We start from the raw sequence: 17,350 nt of genomic DNA on the forward strand, positions 1-17,350 counted from the left end.
CCTATGAAACGTTTTAAGCATATAATCGTAAAAGTCAATGCGCCAACCAACCTTGAAATGGATATCGCAGTATTACGAGGCGTTGAATTGGCAAAAAAAATCGGTGCAAGAATAACCTTATTTGACGTAGTCGAACCGCATGAATCCATACTCAGTAGTTATGCCGATATTGTCAGTCCATCGGAACTTACCGAACTGATTGTAGCGCAGCGGCTTGACCAACTTAATGAGCTAGCGGAAAAATTACACCGCAATGGTTTAGACATTTCAGCACGGGTTGCTAGTGGTAAAAACTTTATCGAAATCGTTAAATTCGTCATTTTGAATAAGGGTGATTTACTGATCAAAGCGGCGAATAAAAGCGAGAAGAGCTTTGATAGCAATGACTTTCATATCATGCGCAAATGCCCTAAACCCGTTTGGCTTATTAAGGAAGAAAAAAACGATAAACTTAAAAAAGTATTAGCGGCAGTGGACCTTTCAATGGAGCAACATGCAGAAGGCCGCGCGCAAAATCGAATGATAATCGACATAGCCACTTCGTTGAGTCGATATAAAAATGCCGAGCTAACAATCTTATCGTGCTGGTCATTATATGGAGAAGAGGCTCTCAGACACGGCGCGTTCACAAGAGTCCCACTGGCAAAAATTGAAACATTATTAAAGAATGAAGAGCGCGAATATCAAGAGAGCTTCAATATATTGGTTAACGAATATGCCGAGTTCAAGTTTGATCAACAATTAATGAAAGGTAAGCCAAAATCCATTATCCCAGAGTTTGTAAATAGTCATGAAATCGATGTTGTCGTAATGGGCACTATTGGCCGCTCTGGCATTCCTGGCTTTTTAATCGGCAATACATCTGAATCGGTACTTCAAGCAATTAATTCGTCTGTGATCACCTTAAAGCCAGAAAATTGGGTGTCACCGATTCATTAACAAGGACGTATCACTATATTGCGAAAAGTCGAAGATATAAAAGCGCTTATGAACATAGTAACCTTGATACTTTTCATATTTGACCTATCTTCGATTTACCTATCTCTTTCTTAAAAGTAAATTTGGCTCACATGAGTAACACGATAAAAAAGCCAAGTGCCATTGTTACGTTATCGAATAATGATCGCCATTATCACCACCACATTGGTTAATAACATTTTGGCTGGTCGACTAACGTCGCTCGACCACTGATTAAATCCAGACGACGCTGAAGCCTATCTAGATGAAAAAAATAACCTACTGCTCCGCGATTTAAACCTCAATAACGGCGACGGTTTCGACTGACTCAACAATCGCTTACACGCCAGTTTCTCACTATTGCTATATCCACTAATACCGATAATTTTCAGAGGTATAAGCGGAATGATTACATTAACTTTTAGTGGCGTACGTTAATACCGAACACGGTATTTATTTAGACCATAGCGTGATCATAAGCATCAACTAACGTTGACAAATTTTACAATTAATCAGTCGAAAAATACGAGCAAAGCACAACAAATATTCGAATATAAATGATAAGCACCTCATGCTAAATTAAACTTACTTTTCGGGTAAAAGCAGCTAGTCATTATCTTTTCAGCATTTGCTAAATGTCATCACGAAGTGAGCAAAGCCAAAAAGGCAGTGCTGCCTAATGTGACTACATCAGCACAGGAGATGATGATTACAACCAAAGCATAATATAAGTATGAATTTAATCATCATAGGAGAAAACAATGGTTACTCTACATAAGTTATTGGTCGTTACCCCTGCAAGCTCAATCCAACCTTCTGTTATTGCGCAATCAATTAAAGTAGCAAAAAATCATCAATCACACGTCACTTTCTTTAGCGTTGCGGAAGAAATCCCTAAAGATCAGCTTGCGCTAATAACCCTCTTGCCACCACAGGAGATCATGGACAATCTACTCAAAGAGCAACATGCCATTTTAAAAAAGAATGTCGAACAATTTCATCATAACTATCTTACTGTTGATGCACAAAACGCAATCGGTGTACCCTTTATTGAAGTGACTAAAAAAGTACAGCAAGAAAACTATGATCTAGTCATTTTAGCAGCAAAGACCAGTGAACATCCCCGTAAAAGATTTTTTGGTAGTACCACTATTCACCTCATGAGAAAATGCCCTTGTCCTGTATTAACGATTGGTACAAAAGAAGATAAACCTTTTAAGCGTATAGTTGCGGCTATTGATGTATATGCCCCAAGCGAAGAAGGCCTAGCGCTTAACCATAAAATTTTAACGTGGGCCGCCGACTTAGCTGTGTCAGAAAATGCAGAATTACATGTTATTCATGCTTGGCAATTACCTAGTAAAGACTATTTAAAAGGTTGGGGCCATAACTCTAAAGTTGATCGACTCGAAATGGTCATGAAGGAGCAGCAGGATAGACAAAAACGTTTTGATAACATTATTGAAAGTAACTTTGCTGCTAACAATTTGCCCATTGCAAAACTTATTGAAGGTATTGCCCAAGAAGAGATACCTAAATACATAGAAGATCACGATATTGATCTTGTTATTATGGGCACGGTATGTCGAACGGGTATTGCGGGGCTGTTTATTGGCAATACGGCTGAATCTATCCTAAGTGAAGTCTCATGTTCAGTATTAACATTAAAACCGCAGGGATTTATGACACCCGTGAAGTAATGTTTCCTTTTATGGTAAAAACGGTTTATTTGTTACGGTTACAAATTTAACCATGATGGGATGCTTGTACCGCCGCTCAGAAGAGAGAATATAATATTGCGGCTTAATTTCTTCAACACGGCCAATAATGTTAACAGCATATTTATCAGCAAGTTATTCTTCAACCAGTCTAGGAAACTAACAACACTGAGACCTGCTTGTCCAAAAGACTTCATTAATGATCTACCATCACATTCTGCAACACTATTTGCCGAGAGATTATGCTGTTATAACCAAGATGATAAGCGGACTTTTACCGCTGATTTTTGCGTTGCAAAACCCAAGAAAGGGCGGATAGCGATTGAGAAATTGAAATCAGTAAGTGATGACTCATATTTCAATCCTCTTAGCGGAAATCCATAGGGTCAAAGACAGCGAAATAGACTTTCCTTAAAGAGCCCCCCTCAATGTACTTGGCATATTATGCACTAGCAAATTTTGGCTATAGCCACGACAGCAAAGCAGTTCAGAGGCATTATGGAGCGACTGGTTTGCACTAAAACAACGTCTAGAGAATGCCAAATTCATGCAGCAACAGATAAAGAAAATGGGGTCAAGATAGTTTAACTTTAGGACGTTTGAGTGTAGAAACTTAAATCTGAATAATTTGAGTCTAGCATCGAGATAGTTTGAGTCTAGATAGCTTGAACCAGATAGCTTTGGTTTAGATAGTTTTAAGCAGATAGTTTGGGTTTAGATAACGTCAACCTAGGAAATTTAAATCTGGATAGTGAGAACCTCGATCGTTAAATTAACACCGCCATCTGCAGCTATGTAACCACAATAAAAACTTAACCTTGGGCGCAGATGTCAGCAAACTTTGCGTTCAATAATCGTTGTAAATCTGCGGGGCTTAGCGAGATTTCTAAACCTCTTTTTCCGGCACTAACGTAGATACGTTGATACTGCTGAGCAGAAGCATCAATCACAGTCACCAAGCGTTTTTTCTGCCCTAATGGACTGACACCACCCAGTACATAACCACTTGATCGTTCTACTGCTAACGCCTCTGTCATGTGGGCTTTTTTAGCGCCTGTCGCTTTAGCGATTAACTTCATGCTGAGCATCGACGACACAGGTACGATGCCAACCACCAGCGATTGATTATCCAAGCTCACCACTAAGGTTTTAAACACTAGCTTGGCTGGGACACCCAATTTTTGCGCCGCTTCTAATCCATAAGACTCGCTGTTGGTATCATGATGATATTCATGCACCTCAAAGTCTATCTTGTGCTTTTTCGCCATCTCAATTGCTGGGGTCATGTTTGTTGGCTCATATTTAGTGGCGTATTTAGTGGTTAATGAATACGCTGATTATACATTAATACCTTGAGTGCAAATTAAGAGGACAGCGACACTTTACTCGGTTGGTAAAAATGTAAGTACCGCAGACAAACATAACTGACAACCACGGTGGCAACAAGCAGTTCAAATTCGGCTAGGCCATGAATTTGTTGTACATACTCGGTTGCGACTCCAATACTCTCCATCCAAACAGCCATTTTAAATAACGCAGTAGACCCTATTACCATCGGAAACGTAAATGCCGCAAAGCCAGGACTAAAAGGTAAGCGTAATAACTTAAAAAACGACAGATAAATAACGGCGGTCATCAGCACCCCAATGCCAAATAATAGTGCGACTATTACCGGTGAAGGTTGTTGCGTAATCGTTAAATAACCCGCCAAAGATAAACTGGCTGGCGCGGCTAGAATAGCTAATGTGGGTTTAGCTGAATCGGGGATTTGTTCCTTAAAAATAAGACGATAAATCATCATTGGTAACATTACTGCATAACATAACATGCCAAAAACAAGCGCCACTTGGGCAACCCATAATAAATGAACGTTACCTGAAAAAGACACATCGGCCACCACAATACCAATAGGCGGAATAAACCAACTGGGCACCATGTGACTCAGTGAAAACTGCTTACTGCGGTGATAGATAAAGCCTACCAAAAAACTAATGTGAAGTAACACCGCAAAAGACCATAACAAATCACCTGCAAGCGCTGATAAGTAACCCAGCGAGTTTGACACCACCATTAGCGCCATCGCAAAAGTCGGTACCACACTTCCCACGACTGGATGAGCGAGGTCTTGGCGTAAGAGGTCTGAATGAAATAAAAACTTACCACTGAGGATCAGTAATAATACACTGGCAATAGCGGCACCCGTCCATTGACTGTAGTGATGCAAATCAACTAGTGTTTCCCAGCACCAACCTAAACTTGCAATCCCCAGCGCCAGTCCTGCCATCGGTGTTGGAGCTGCCATTAGGGTATTTTTTACCGCTCGAATCATTACAACCTCAAAACTAATCATCAGAGAATAAGCTTATATTACGCTTGCACTTTGTTTATATATATCCAATTATATGGAACATTCGTTCAGAAAAACTAAACGACTTCTTACTTAACAACAGAGCCTGATGACATTCGATGAATATTTCGCTGAAACAGCTCAATGTATTTACCAATATTACCCAGCATAAAACCTTAACGGCTGCCGCCGAGGCGTTGCATTTATCTAAAGCGGCGGTAAGCATGGCACTGGCTGAACTAGAAAAACAACTCGGCCATCCGCTATTTGACAGAGTCAATAACCGCTTGATTATTAATCAAGAAGGACACAAGCTATTACCCCTTGCCGACGAGCTGCTTAGTAGAGCAAATAATATCAGTCAATTGTTTGATGCAGACCACGCTTTTTCGGGTCAATTAAAAATAGGTGCCAGTGATACCTTAGGTAATCATCTGGTTCCGTCATTATTGAGTCAATTTCGGCACCAACATCAGCATTTCTCTCAAAGCGTAGTAATTTCCAATTCACGGCTAATTTGCCAAAAGCTGCTGGATTACGAGCTAGACATAGGCTTAATTGAGGGTAAAAGTCATTATCCAGAACTTATAGCAAGCCAATTTAGCCATGATGAAATGTGTATTATCGCCGCGTCTCATTTACCGATAAGCCAGCAAACGCAATGGAAGTTTAACGATTTAGAACGAAGTGAATGGGTATTGCGTGAGGCTGGTTCAGGCTCGCGAGAGTTTTTTTTGCGCACCATCGCACCGCAAATAGAATCTTGGCATGAAGTGTTCGAACTTAACACTACCGAGGCCTTAATTAACAGTGTCGCTGCGGGGCTAGGTTTAGGCTGTTTATCGACTTTAGCGGCCCAATATGCCATAAATGATGGCCGAGTAACTCAGCTTAGTTTACCTAAAGCTACTGATAACATTGACATGCAACGACCCTTTTGGTTGATGGTACATAAAGATAAATACCATAGTCCGTTACTGAAAAGTTTTATTGAATTTTGCCATCAGTGGGACAATACATAAAGTAGCGACACCTTATGCAGATAATAAGGTTTTATCTATTTTATAAAATCTGCCCATTTACATTTGAGTTTAGGATATGGCCTGCGGCCATTAACGCTTAAGATCGCAAGGTTCCACCCTGCACGGGCCCATTCGACCGTCATTCCGGCATGGCTTTTGAGCTGGAGTCCGGCTCATTCTTTTATAATTTAAGTTTTATGGCCTGTGGTCACTAACGTCGTGGCGCTTCGCCCACACCAGACCAAGAGGAAACCAACGGCTGTTCCCTCTTGGTTCTTTGTTAAAGAATTGGCCCAGCCGCCCCGCAACATTTTCCCTATGGATTAAACAACAGCTGCGAAAAGGTCGTGATGGGGATTGATCCAGCTTTTAACTTCATTTGCAGACGGCTTCGGCCCATCTTGCAGTAAAGAGTGAAAATGCTAACGCTTCCGATGGGGATCTGATAGGCAGGATGCCTGAATGCCTTGTAGCACATGGATGTGCGAGAAAGGCCTGTCAGGCTCACACATTCTTTTGTTAAGAGTCTTCAACGGCCTCAATTTAACTGAACCTGAAACCAAGTCTGCTCACGCATTCTTTTATAAAAAGTCTTCAACGGCCTCAATTTTTATTGAGCCTGCAGCTATGGGTCAGATCACGCATTCTTTTATAAAAAGTCTTCAACGTACTCAATTTTTATTGAGCCTGAAGCAATGGGCCAACTCACGCATGCTGTTATAAAAAGTCTTCAACGGCCTCAAGATCAACCATTAATTTGGCTCTTCGTAAATGAATATGACGGACTCGTTTGTGTCCCAAAGCTTGTTAGCACTAAAGCGCTATAGCACCCAGTATTAGTATAAAGGTGAGTATGCTCATTACTCTTCCTCTAAATCATACGCAGGCAAGGTCGTAAGCCGATTATCATCGACTGGGCTACCCACAGTGAAGTGGTAGAAACTTTGCCACTCGCGTGTTTCGATGCCGAAGGCCGTATGCACTGGGTCATCGAAGTAGCAGCCGATCCCGGTGGCGCCAATGCCCGCCGCCTCGGCCTCAAGGTAGAGCACTTGCCCGATCATTCCGGCCTCCCAGAACAAGTTCCGGTAAAAGCTGGCGCCATAGGTCGCCAGGCTAACCATGTAGTCGGCGAACATGGCCAGGCTAAAAGCGCCATCTGCGGCGATGTTCTGGCCGCAGGAGACGGTGCTAGCCAGCGTTCGACAGTCGCCTTTTCGCAGTAGGTATAAGGGCAGTCCACTCGGGCAGTCCGGCACGCGCTGCCAAGAAAAATCGGCATGCATCACGCGCTTGAGGGTCTCCACCTTGAGCGGATCTCTGATCAGCGCGTAGATGCCCGGCACCAATCCGTCGACGCGGTGCACGAACAGTCCTAGATGGATGCGAGAGCGCCAGGAGAGTGCATCCCAAGGCATTGCTTGATTCTCTTTAGTTGGCATCAGTCGGCCGAGCATACGAAAGAATGTTGCCCGCGAGATCGCCGTCGCGCCATCCATTGCGACCGCACTGCGGCGGCCAATAATCGCCCGCTCCGCAGTGCGCTCGGCCTCACCGATGTAGCCACTATTAGGGGTGAAGAGCAACGCATCCGCCGAGGGAAAGCCTGCGAAATCTTCTTTAATCGGCGTGCTGGCGCAGCTTCGTATCGCCTGTGTAACGGTGTCGATTGCGGGCCACGCCACACTGTTGGCGGGGCTCAGCGTGTTGGCCCTGCCCTGCCAAAGTACGTCACTACCGTGAGCTGTCAACGGCGTAGATTTCATCAATGGAGCGGCGGTTATATCCGCTACGGCTACATTCGGTGAAATCACTGCGAGTAGGTCCGCTTCCTCGCGTTCCGCCGCCGCGAAATCCTCATCTCGGTCTAGCCCAAGCTGGTTGGCAAGGGTGGCATCACTGACGTTGCCTTGCAGCACCAATGTCCATCCAAGCGCCGCTGCCGCGATACGCAGACTGGCCAGCGCGTGCCCAACATCATGCTGGCAGTAACGGAACGCGCGCTCACCATACTTCCAAGCTTCACGCCATTGCACCGACGACAGACCAACCAAAAAAGAGCCCTCAGGGAAAGAACCCTCACCAAAATACTCAGTCAGTTCGGACCACCGCGCAGCATTGAGCACCGCGCGCCGTTCAAGCGCGTGCTCCCTCGGCGCATAATGGTACAAGGCTGGCGTAGCGCCGATCTGCTCAATCTCAGGCAATAGGGCATAGCCCTCGGTTGGATGCAGATTTCCGCTCGAGGGATTGACCCGCAACGGCCACTTGGTATCACCAGATTGTTTCCATGCCGTCAGCGACAGTGCATAGCGGAAAAAAAGCGAGACCGACGCTAAAGACAATGGCATCGGCGGCACGCTCGCGCTCACATAGAGCTGCCAATAGGGTAGCGGGCGGCCCAGCTTCGGCAGCGGGAGGCGAACAAGATCCGCTCCCGCGTAACGCCTAAACGGATCGGGCTGCGTCGCCCAATCCATGTAGCCCAGTGCGGCGGCATAACGGTGAAAGTGATGTTTACTCCGCTCGTGGTAGGCGACAACAGCCTCGTCGGCAGAGGTATCCATCTCACCGACTAATGTTCGAGAAGTCACGACGAACAGCTCAAATACGACAAACCACCGACGGCAAAAAATTCAGATGCCTTGAGTCGATAGTATTTGTCTTCCACTTCCTGGGACTGCTCTGCGTAAGGCTGCGTCATGACGGCCTGCAATTCTCGAACGAGCGAGTAATCACCCTCGCTCGCTTGGATGTACGCAGGAACAAGCAACCACTCGCGCAAGCTGTATTTTGGGTTGACCAGTTTCATTTGCCTAGCGATCTCCTCACGGGTGTGGGGCTGCCCTGTCTTTGCATCAGTTTTCGCCTCGGTGCTGCTGCCGACCAGTGATTGCCATTGTGTAAGCCAAGCTGACCAGCGCAGGTCCAGTCCTTCGGGGGCTCGCTGCAAGTCCTGGTAGAAGCTTTTTTTCAGTGGCTCAATATCGCTAGGCAGCGCCGAAAGCTCGCGGAAGAATATGGTGTAATCAACAGGGGTTTGCACCATAAGCGTTTCGAGCTCATTAAATAGCGCTGGATGAAAAGTGCTAAGTCCAAGCTTGGCAGCCCACATCTGCTCCATTTGTGCTTGCATCTCGGTCGAAAAGCCATTTACCAACTGCTGGAGCTGTTCCAAGTCATCTGGCTTAGACGCCAGCAATGGGCTTAATGCAGTGCAAAACATCAGGAAATTGCGTTCCGCGGCTACGGGTTGATTGAGAAAAGCGAAGTGCTGTCCGCCACCCGTCCAAGGCTGATATTGCGGGTTGAACACATCGCAGAATCCGAAGGGACCATAGTCGAGTGTGAAGCCACCAGCTGCGCAGTTGTCGCTGTTGAAGTTGCCTTGGCAATAACCGACGCGGATCCAGTTTGCCACCAATGAAGTCAGGCGGCTACGGAACTCGCGCGCCAGTAACAGCACTGTTTCGGCGCTGGTCAGTTGCTGGTCGATAACATCGGCGTATTCTCGTTCAACTAAATGCAACATCAACTGTTCAAGCTCCTCCAGCGCTTTGGGGTGTTCCTGCTTGCGGGCGCGGCGGCCGAAGAGCTCGAGCTGACCGACCCTAATAAACGAGGGTGCAACACGCGTCGAAATAGCAACAGCCTCCGTTATAAGTCTATCGGGATCGGGCGAGTGCGAGCCCTGAGAGTACCACGGCCGCTTGACCGTCTCTGTTTTAGACACATACAAACTCAGCGAACGAGACGTTGGCACGCCGAGCGCATGCATATGCTCCTGTGCTAGGAACTCCCGCACACTCGAGCGCAGCACGGCGCGACCGTCCGCGCCGCGGCAATATGGCGTGCGGCCACCCCCTTTGAGCTGCATTTCCCAGCGTTGACCCTTGATGACAGCTTCAAGCACGGAAACGGCGCGGCCATCGCCGTAGCCATTGCCGGTTCCAAACGGACATTGCTGGGTGTATTCGGTGCCGAAGATGGACAGTGCATACCCACACGCCCAACCGACCTTGCGCATCGGCTCCGGCACCTGCGAGATGTCGCCGGAGAACATGCGAACGAAGTCAGCCGACTGCGCCATGCTGTCTGCAAAACCCAATTCGCTAAAAAAGGTTTTGCTGTGCGCAACGTACTCTGGGTCTTCAATGGGTGTCGGCTTAACGGGGACGTAGTGCCCCGTGAATACTTGTCGCGGCGCATAGTCGATGCCATTTTGTTTCGCGTCAGGATCGCCGTTGAGCGTGTCCATGAGTGAGTAGTTGGCTAACTTCGCGAGATCGTCGAGTGTCGCGACGGTTGGGGAAGTTTCCTGGGACAGTTGATTTATCATAGGGGTACCTCATGGATTGGGTAGAAGGGCAGTTTCCCCGCTGCGAGGTCCATCGCATCGACGATTGTTCGATTTCTGGGGCGAACCTTTTCAGCATATGATGTCGAAGGCCTGTGCTGTGTCATTTGAAAGAGCCTGAGAGAAACTGACTGAAACTGCACCTATGGTAACTTCAGCTTGTACTAATAGAAAGCTTACCTTGATAACATACCCATACTGGGCGTACACAAGTTAATCAACAAGGACAAAATACAATACTGTTGGCTGTTAACAAGGGAGTTAGGTCTTTTCATCGGCACAGCACTCATCTTGAAGAAAACTAATCACTGATTGCAGTTTTTCGTATTCTGCAATGCAGTATAGGGTTCTACTTTCACGGCGTTGAGAAATCAAACCTGCCGATACTAAACTTGCGATATGATGAGACAGTGTTGAGTTTGGAATGTTAAGCGTTTCCTGTAAGCCACCCACGGCAATACCTTGATGCCCTGCTCTAACAACACGCTTATATATCTTTAATCGAGTTGGGTGCCCCAGTTCTTTCAATGCCTTAGCGATAATTTCTATGTTCATTTGATCACTTCCTTAAACTATATTTCGATATTACCAGAAATAACTTGACCCGACCAGCTGTTGACTTTATATTTCGATATATCTAGAAATACAGAGAAAGTAATGCTACTAAATATTGATATCAAGATGGTGCAAGACACCTTAAACATGTTCGCCTTTTTGGCTGTGGAACTGACTACCCTATTCCTTTTGATTAGCTACTTAGTGGGTATACTGCAGGAGTATATTCCCCCCACTAAAATACAAAGTATTTTAAGTGGTAAAAAAGGTAAGGGTTACATTGTCGCAGGCTTCTTAGGTGCAATTACCCCCTTTTGCTCTTGCTCAACAATTCCTTTCTTAAAAGGCTTATTAAGAGCGAGGGCCGGTTTTGGCACCATGATGGTCTTTCTATTTGCAAGTCCGCTTTTAAATCCAATCATTATTGGCCTGTTTGTTGTCACTTTTGGATTACAGGTGACAGCGTTCTACTTTACTATGGCTATGGGGGTATCTGTTGCTGCTGGCTATACCTTAGAAAAATGTGGGTTTGAGAAATACGTTAAACCAGAAGCCTATTTAGCCCCTGAATCAAAAGGCTGCGGCTCAACATGCGATGCAAATAATCCCCCTGTAAATAAATGGAAGAAAATTTGGGATACAACTTGGATCGACTTTAAAAAAGTCCTACCTTACTTGATTGGTGGTATTGCTCTCGGGTCATTAATTTACGGTTTTATGCCAACTGAATTTGTGGCAAAGATTGCAAATGAAGATAACCCTTTTGCAATTCCAGTGGCAGCGGTTATTGGCATTCCATTGTACATCCGTGCGGAAGCGGTAATACCGCTTAGCGCAGCGTTAGCTGCTAAAGGCATGGGTCTTGGAGCTGTGATGGCTTTAATTATTGGCAGTGCTGGTGCGAGTTTAACGGAAGTTATTTTGCTGAAGTCAATTTTTAAAAACACTATGATTGTGGCGTTTTTAGCGGTGATCCTTTCAATGGCAGTTAGTGCAGGCTACCTGTATTCAGTAATATTTTAAGAGTATGGTGTTGCGCCTAACAAATAAGGAATAAGTGAAAACTGAATAAAGTTTACCTATCGCCTTACTTTTACAACTAAATGCTAATCTCGAATTTTTACATCAACAAGCATAAAAAAACAGGCCATTTAGGCCTGTTTCTATTGATCAGTACGCTTATTACAATTTAGTAAGCAAGGCTAATACGCTGGTTTAGATGCTTGGCATTTTTGGTTTCATCGAGCATGGCTTCATCGAGCATAGCTTTGGCGTGATCGACTACCGATACTCGGCTTTGGCCTTATGCATCAGTAAAGAATTCATCGCCGCCTAAACGGTATTGACCTTCAAATTCACCGGTGAAGATAATGGCGGCTGGGCTAACATAAGTCCACTCGATAGCAGAATCTGTAGCACGAAACACATCCAGAGCTTCGCCTTGGGCGATGGCTTCGGCTTTGAATTCTTCAGGAAACTCTGGCGTAGAAACTAACGTCATGCCCGACGCGACTTCTAAGCTACCGGCACCGCCAACCCATAACAAACGCGGTGTGCCCACTTGAGGTAAGTGCTGTAATAATTGTTTTGCGGTTTGTGCTACCACTTGATGATTTTGTGCGGCGCGGCCACCGATTGACGCTATCACCACATCGGCATCGGCGCCTGCTACTGCAACACTTGTCATGGTGGTTACATCCAGCGTACGAATGGCCACATCTTGGCTTACCTTGCTGGCGTCACGCACTACGGCAACCACATCATGGCCTCGGCTAATGGCTTGTTGCATGATATGCCAACAATCCAACCTGCTGCGCCTAATACTGCTAGTGTCATTTTGTGTCTCGCTCTATTAATTATCAATGGAGCTAGTTTAGTGGGTAATCTTTTAGAGATAAATATTGATTATTGCATTTAATTGTCTCATTTAAAGATACAAATGAAACAATATTTTGTACTTTAAAGCAATCTAAACGGCGGGCTAATGCGTATCTAATCACTCATTCACCATGAGATTTTTGGCTCCATGCCCGACACGAACAAACAAGATATTAATATCGTTTGGTTTAAACGCGATTTGCGCTTGTCTGATCATCAGCCGCTCGTCGATGCGTTTAACCATCATCTACCCTGCTTGCTGATTTATAACTTTGAGCCATTTATGCTGGCTGACTCGCATTATAATGACCGTCATTGGCGCTTTGTGTGGCAGTCGCTACAAGACATAAATCAACAACTGGCGCGGTTTAATGGTCAGGTATATACCTTCAATGTGCCAATAATTGATTTGTTGGATGAATTATCTCAACAGTTTGAAATTAAAGATATTTTTAGTCATCAAGAGATTGGTCTACACAACAGCTTTGAGCGCGATAAAGCGGTTGCCCGCTGGTGTCATCAGCAGCAAGTTAATTGGCAGCAGTCAGCTACTGGCGCGGTAGTGCGTGGCCGAAAACACCGCAAACAGTGGGACCAACACTGGCAACAAGTTATGAACAGTCCTATTGCTATCCCCAATTGGCAATTATGTCTGCTACAAAAGCTCGATAACTATCAAAATCCGCTTATCGACCAAGCCATCATGATACACAGTGATCAGTTTCAAACGGGTGGTCCTAAAGCGGCCAGAGCTGTCTTGAACAGCTTTTTAGGCCATCGCGGTAAAGACTATCAACGCAGTATTTCTAGCCCCAGTTTGAGCCGCATCCATTGCTCACGTTTATCGCCTTATTTGGCTTGGGGCAACATCAGTCTTCGGCAAGTTTACCAAGCCACATTAACTCGTTATAACCAAGTGCAGAGCCAAAACGGTGATAACCCAATAAATAGTAATAACCGAGGTTGGCGAAAGTCGTTGCTGGCGATGATGTCGCGACTACATTGGCATTGCCATTTTATGCAGAAATTTGAAAGCCAATGCAGCATGGAATTTACCCCTGTAAACCCTGGGTATCTAGAGTATCCCTACCGTACAGACGACAAAGTACAGCAAGATATTCAGCGCTGGGCCGAAGGTCAAACGGGGATCCCAATTATCGATGCCTGCATGCGCGCTTTACAGCACACCGGTTACATTAATTTTAGAATGCGCGCCATGTTAGTCAGCTTTGTGACTCATCATTTAAACATTACGTGGCAACATGCCAGCTTACCGTTAGCCAATTATTTTCTCGATTTCGAACCTGGGATCCATTACCCGCAACTGCAAATGCAAGCCTCGGTCACAGGCATTAATACCATACGCTTATACAATCCAATCAAGCAGTCACAAGACCAAGATCCCCGTGGGGATTTTATTCGCCAGTGGTGTCCAGAGCTCACCAACTTACCCAATGAGTATATTCATCAACCTTGGCTACAGCCGCCGATGGAAGCTATTTTTAATGATGTAATTTTAGGCCGTGATTACCCAGAGCCTATGATAGATTTAACCCTAGCCGCTCAAGCTGCGCGCGATCGCTTATGGTCATACCGTGAACAACCTCAAGTTCAACGGCATATCGGCGCAGTATTAAGCCGTCACGTTAGCCCTAAGCGCAAACGTACCAAGAACAAGGCCACAGAACTAAAGGTACAGGCAAAAAGACCGTCATGACACATAACAAACAACAGCTTGAACAGAAAACCTGTTTGGTTTGTCAGCGCCCTTTTACATGGCGTAAAAAATGGGCGAAAGACTGGCCAAGCGTAAAATACTGCTCTGAGCGCTGCCGTCGCCATAAAGCCTCTAGCCAAACAGATTAAGGTAACGAATATGACGACACTGCATACTGATATATCTGCGCCATTATTGGGCGAGACCGACACATTAAGGCTGATCCTGGGCGATCAACTCAACGTCAGTCACAGCTGGTTTACACAGGTTAATCCCAACCGAGTGTATTTAATTGCCGAGCTGCCACAAGAGACTAACTACGTCAGTCATCATGTGCAAAAAGTGTGTGCCTTTTTTGCGGCTATGGCGCAATTTGCCCAAGCTTTAGCACAATGTGGTCATCAAGTGTTGTACCTGACCTTAGATGAAACCCAGCACTATGCCGACCTACCAGCGTTGCTTGAACACATTACTGCTGCGCATAAATTAACTCATTTTGAATACCAACAGCCTGACGAATACCGATTATCGCAGCAGTTAGGCTCACTCGCGCTAGCGGGCATCACTATAAATAGCACTGACAGCGAACATTTTTTATTGCCGTTTAGCGACATACAAGGTCAATTTACCCCGAAAAAACACCTCAAAATGGAATTTTTTTATCGACGGATGCGCAAACGCTTTAATGTGCTGATGCAAGATGGGGAACCTTTGGGAGGCCAGTGGAATTTTGATCAGCAAAACCGGGCGAGCTTTAAAAAGAATGACCTTGCTGATGTTCCTGCGCCGTTAATGTTTGCCAACGACGTCAGTGATATTTTAGCCCGACTTAAGCGCCACAATATCAACACCATAGGCAAAGCGGAAAACCAATTGTTATGGCCAGTTAATCGGCGTCAATCACGTGAGTTACTTGACTATTTTTGCCAGCACTTATTGATCCGCTTTGGTCATTTCCAAGATGCGATGACCGAAAATAGCCCGTCGGATTGGAGCCTATATCATTCAAGGTTATCGTTTGCGCTCAACGCCAAAATGATTTCGCCTAGCGAAGTGATCAATAAAGTCATCGCTCATTGGCAAGCACATCAAAATGATATTTCACTGGCTCAAGTGGAAGGTTTTGTGCGGCAGATATTAGGTTGGCGCGAATATGTCCGCGGTATTTATTGGATCAATATGCCCGACTACGCTACTGATAATGCCTTGCAAGCACAACGGCCGCTGCCGGAGTATTTTTGGACCGCAAACACTAAGATGAATTGCATGCACCACGCCATAAAACAGTCGCTCGATTATGCCTATGCCCACCATATTCAAAGGTTGATGGTGACTGGCTGTTTTAGTTTACTCGCGGGCATTGATCCCGATGAAGTCGACCAATGGTATTTAGGCATTTACATTGATGCCATCGAATGGGTCGAAATGCCCAATACTCGCGGGATGACTCAATTTGCCGACGGCGGCATTGTCGCCACAAAGCCCTATGCCGCCAGCGGTAATTATTTGAATAAAATGGGCGATCATTGCAAAAGCTGTCATTACAATGTCAAACTCAAAACCGAAGCCAACGCCTGCCCGTTTAACAGTTTATATTGGCATTTTATTCAACGTCATCAAGAGCGATTTAAACGCAATCCACGCATGGCGATGGTGTATAGAAACTGGCAAAAGATGGATGCTAACACTCAGCAGGCCATTATTAACAAAGCCGATACGCTATTAGAAAATATAGAAAGCTTATAGCCATTACTTATCGCGGAGAAATGACATGGACAAAATCTCAGCCATACGCAGTTTTGTCGAAGTCACCTGTTGTGACCGTTTAACCAAAGCTGCCGAGCAACTAGGCTTAAGCCGTTTGCAGGTATCTTGGCAAATTGAAGCAGTCGAGTCATGACTAGCACAACACCAGACCATAGCAAACAAGCTAATGCGGATTAGCGAATTACAGATCTCTGGTTAATAATCGCTAATTAAGAATCTTCAGCTAATAATCTTGAGTAATAGTTGCTGTAATTGCTGCGGTTGATCAAGGCTAGCATCATGGCCGCAGTCATCAATTTTAAGTAACTGAGTTTGGTAAAAAAGAGCTAATTGCTCGCTACATTTGGGATTAGCTAACTTGTCTTGATTGGCAACGATCACACTAACACAGGTGCCTTGTAATACAGGGCTATGAAAACGGGCTGAGGCGTACAATTGGCGTAGCCCATTGATAAATGATGTATGAGATTGCAACCTTAGTAAGCTCCAAGCATTAATCACTTCAATACTTTGACCAAAATGCCTGCTGGTAAAATCCAATACTGTTGCCTCTAGCCAATGTCCTCTGTCAGTTCCCCCTTGATTTTGACCAGGCAAATAAGGGCGAACAACGCTTAGCAAAGCATGCGCTAAAGACATCATTAACCCCCAACATTGAAACCGATAATACCAAGGTGACAAGTTGGCCGCGCTGCTGTTAATTAACACCACATGCTGCACTCGTGATCGACACTGCGCCGCCATAGTTAACGCCAACATGCCTCCCATAGACAAGCCCACTAATACCAAGTTAACTTGGCTTGGCGGCGTACCCTGTTTAAGCAACGCGGCATCAATTTGCTGCCACACCGCATCACAATAGTCTTGCATTTTACCTGGACTAACCTGATTAACTAACACACCATTACCGGGTAAATCCACGCTAATGACATTCACAGCTTGTTGGCTTAAACGCTGATCAAATCCATTCCAATGACGACTGTCACGCATTAATCCTCTTAGCAATACCAAGGTGGTCATAGGTTATCCTCA

General features: G+C 45.3%; 13 protein-coding genes and 2 pseudogenes. 8 read left to right on the forward strand and 7 right to left on the reverse strand.

Going from position 1 to position 17,350, the window contains the following annotated elements; translation table 11 throughout:
• Window positions 1–3: 3 nt before the first annotated feature.
• Complete coding sequence (locus tag CXF80_RS09815) at window positions 4–939, forward strand: universal stress protein (protein WP_101032702.1); 936 nt, start codon at window positions 4–6, stop codon at window positions 937–939.
• Between the two features lie 779 nt (window positions 940–1,718).
• Window positions 1,719–2,657 (forward strand): universal stress protein, encoded by a 939-nt coding sequence (locus CXF80_RS09820; RefSeq protein ID WP_101032703.1) that lies wholly within the window; start codon window positions 1,719–1,721, stop codon window positions 2,655–2,657.
• 830 nt (window positions 2,658–3,487) lie between these two features.
• Here CXF80_RS09820 and ybaK read toward each other — a convergent pair.
• Window positions 3,488–3,961: a Cys-tRNA(Pro) deacylase gene (gene ybaK / locus CXF80_RS09825; protein WP_101032704.1), complete on the reverse strand. Its 474-nt coding sequence runs from the start codon at window positions 3,959–3,961 to the stop codon at window positions 3,488–3,490.
• Window positions 3,962–4,038: 77 nt separating this feature from the next.
• Window positions 4,039–5,004 carry a TDT family transporter gene (locus tag CXF80_RS09830; RefSeq protein ID WP_101032705.1) on the reverse strand — a complete coding sequence of 322 codons (966 nt, stop codon included), beginning with the start codon at window positions 5,002–5,004 and terminating at the stop codon, window positions 4,039–4,041.
• Between the two features lie 137 nt (window positions 5,005–5,141).
• On the opposite strand from CXF80_RS09830, the gene CXF80_RS09835 reads away from it, so the two are divergent.
• The gene (locus CXF80_RS09835; RefSeq protein WP_101032706.1) at window positions 5,142–6,044 is read left to right on the forward strand and encodes a LysR substrate-binding domain-containing protein; all 903 of its coding nucleotides are present in this window, start codon (window positions 5,142–5,144) and stop codon (window positions 6,042–6,044) included.
• Window positions 6,045–6,904: 860 nt separating this feature from the next.
• Here CXF80_RS09835 and CXF80_RS09845 read toward each other — a convergent pair.
• The 3 genes from CXF80_RS09845 to CXF80_RS09855 form a co-directional block, all read right to left on the reverse strand.
• Entirely contained in the window at window positions 6,905–8,611 is a 1,707-nt protein-coding gene (locus tag CXF80_RS09845) for a SagB/ThcOx family dehydrogenase (RefSeq protein WP_101032708.1), read from the reverse strand.
• 23 nt (window positions 8,612–8,634) lie between these two features.
• Window positions 8,635–10,383 (reverse strand): protein adenylyltransferase SelO, encoded by a 1,749-nt coding sequence (locus CXF80_RS09850; RefSeq protein WP_101032709.1) that lies wholly within the window; start codon window positions 10,381–10,383, stop codon window positions 8,635–8,637.
• 279 nt (window positions 10,384–10,662) lie between these two features.
• Window positions 10,663–10,956 (reverse strand): ArsR/SmtB family transcription factor, encoded by a 294-nt coding sequence (locus CXF80_RS09855; RefSeq protein WP_101032710.1) that lies wholly within the window; start codon window positions 10,954–10,956, stop codon window positions 10,663–10,665.
• Between the two features lie 102 nt (window positions 10,957–11,058).
• Between CXF80_RS09855 and CXF80_RS09860 the strand changes: the two genes are divergently transcribed.
• The gene (locus CXF80_RS09860; protein WP_101032711.1) at window positions 11,059–11,979 is read left to right on the forward strand and encodes a permease; all 921 of its coding nucleotides are present in this window, start codon (window positions 11,059–11,061) and stop codon (window positions 11,977–11,979) included.
• A 166-nt stretch (window positions 11,980–12,145) separates the two neighbouring features.
• Here CXF80_RS09860 and CXF80_RS09865 read toward each other — a convergent pair.
• Window positions 12,146–12,792 (reverse strand): annotated as a pseudogene (locus tag CXF80_RS09865) (NAD(P)-dependent oxidoreductase).
• A gap of 190 nt (window positions 12,793–12,982) precedes the next feature.
• Between CXF80_RS09865 and CXF80_RS09870 the strand changes: the two are divergent.
• From CXF80_RS09870 to CXF80_RS09885, 4 genes and pseudogenes are all read left to right on the forward strand, one after another.
• Window positions 12,983–14,551, forward strand: coding sequence for a cryptochrome/deoxyribodipyrimidine photo-lyase family protein (locus tag CXF80_RS09870; RefSeq protein ID WP_101032712.1), 1,569 nt, complete (start codon window positions 12,983–12,985; stop codon window positions 14,549–14,551).
• On the forward strand, window positions 14,548–14,700 hold the full coding sequence (locus CXF80_RS09875; protein WP_101032713.1) for a DUF2256 domain-containing protein: 153 nt from the start codon (window positions 14,548–14,550) through the stop codon (window positions 14,698–14,700). The genes CXF80_RS09870 and CXF80_RS09875 overlap by 4 nt, the downstream gene beginning before the upstream one ends.
• Window positions 14,701–14,710: 10 nt before the next feature.
• Window positions 14,711–16,297, forward strand: a complete 1,587-nt coding sequence (locus tag CXF80_RS09880; protein ID WP_101032714.1) for a cryptochrome/photolyase family protein — start codon at window positions 14,711–14,713, stop codon at window positions 16,295–16,297.
• Window positions 16,298–16,322: 25 nt separating this feature from the next.
• Window positions 16,323–16,445 (forward strand): annotated as a pseudogene (locus CXF80_RS09885) (LysR family transcriptional regulator); the annotation flags it as partial.
• Between the two features lie 92 nt (window positions 16,446–16,537).
• Here the strand turns inward: CXF80_RS09885 and CXF80_RS09890 are convergent.
• Window positions 16,538–17,338, reverse strand: coding sequence for an alpha/beta fold hydrolase (locus CXF80_RS09890; RefSeq protein WP_101032715.1), 801 nt, complete (start codon window positions 17,336–17,338; stop codon window positions 16,538–16,540).
• Window positions 17,339–17,350 lie beyond the last annotated feature (12 nt).

It is taken from the genome of Shewanella sp. Actino-trap-3, assembly GCF_002836275.1.
GTDB classification, from domain to species: Bacteria; Pseudomonadota; Gammaproteobacteria; order Enterobacterales; family Shewanellaceae; genus Shewanella; species Shewanella psychromarinicola.

What these genes read in the sequence shown, in the direction of transcription:
- CXF80_RS09830 (WP_101032705.1), bottom strand. Translation starts at nt 5,004, where the DNA reads ATGATTCGAGCGGTAAAAAATACCCTAATGGCAGCTCCAACACCGATG.
- CXF80_RS09860 (WP_101032711.1), top strand. Translation starts at nt 11,059, where the DNA reads ATGCTACTAAATATTGATATCAAGATGGTGCAAGACACCTTAAACATG.
- CXF80_RS09820 (WP_101032703.1), top strand. Translation starts at nt 1,719, where the DNA reads ATGGTTACTCTACATAAGTTATTGGTCGTTACCCCTGCAAGCTCAATC.
- CXF80_RS09855 (WP_101032710.1), bottom strand. Translation starts at nt 10,956, where the DNA reads ATGAACATAGAAATTATCGCTAAGGCATTGAAAGAACTGGGGCACCCA.
- CXF80_RS09845 (WP_101032708.1), bottom strand. Translation starts at nt 8,611, where the DNA reads ATGGATACCTCTGCCGACGAGGCTGTTGTCGCCTACCACGAGCGGAGT.
- CXF80_RS09815 (WP_101032702.1), top strand. Translation starts at nt 4, where the DNA reads ATGAAACGTTTTAAGCATATAATCGTAAAAGTCAATGCGCCAACCAAC.
- CXF80_RS09890 (WP_101032715.1), bottom strand. Translation starts at nt 17,338, where the DNA reads ATGACCACCTTGGTATTGCTAAGAGGATTAATGCGTGACAGTCGTCAT.
- CXF80_RS09850 (WP_101032709.1), bottom strand. Translation starts at nt 10,383, where the DNA reads ATGATAAATCAACTGTCCCAGGAAACTTCCCCAACCGTCGCGACACTC.
- CXF80_RS09835 (WP_101032706.1), top strand. Translation starts at nt 5,142, where the DNA reads ATGAATATTTCGCTGAAACAGCTCAATGTATTTACCAATATTACCCAG.
- ybaK (WP_101032704.1), bottom strand. Translation starts at nt 3,961, where the DNA reads ATGACCCCAGCAATTGAGATGGCGAAAAAGCACAAGATAGACTTTGAG.
- CXF80_RS09870 (WP_101032712.1), top strand. Translation starts at nt 12,983, where the DNA reads ATGCCCGACACGAACAAACAAGATATTAATATCGTTTGGTTTAAACGC.
- CXF80_RS09875 (WP_101032713.1), top strand. Translation starts at nt 14,548, where the DNA reads ATGACACATAACAAACAACAGCTTGAACAGAAAACCTGTTTGGTTTGT.
- CXF80_RS09880 (WP_101032714.1), top strand. Translation starts at nt 14,711, where the DNA reads ATGACGACACTGCATACTGATATATCTGCGCCATTATTGGGCGAGACC.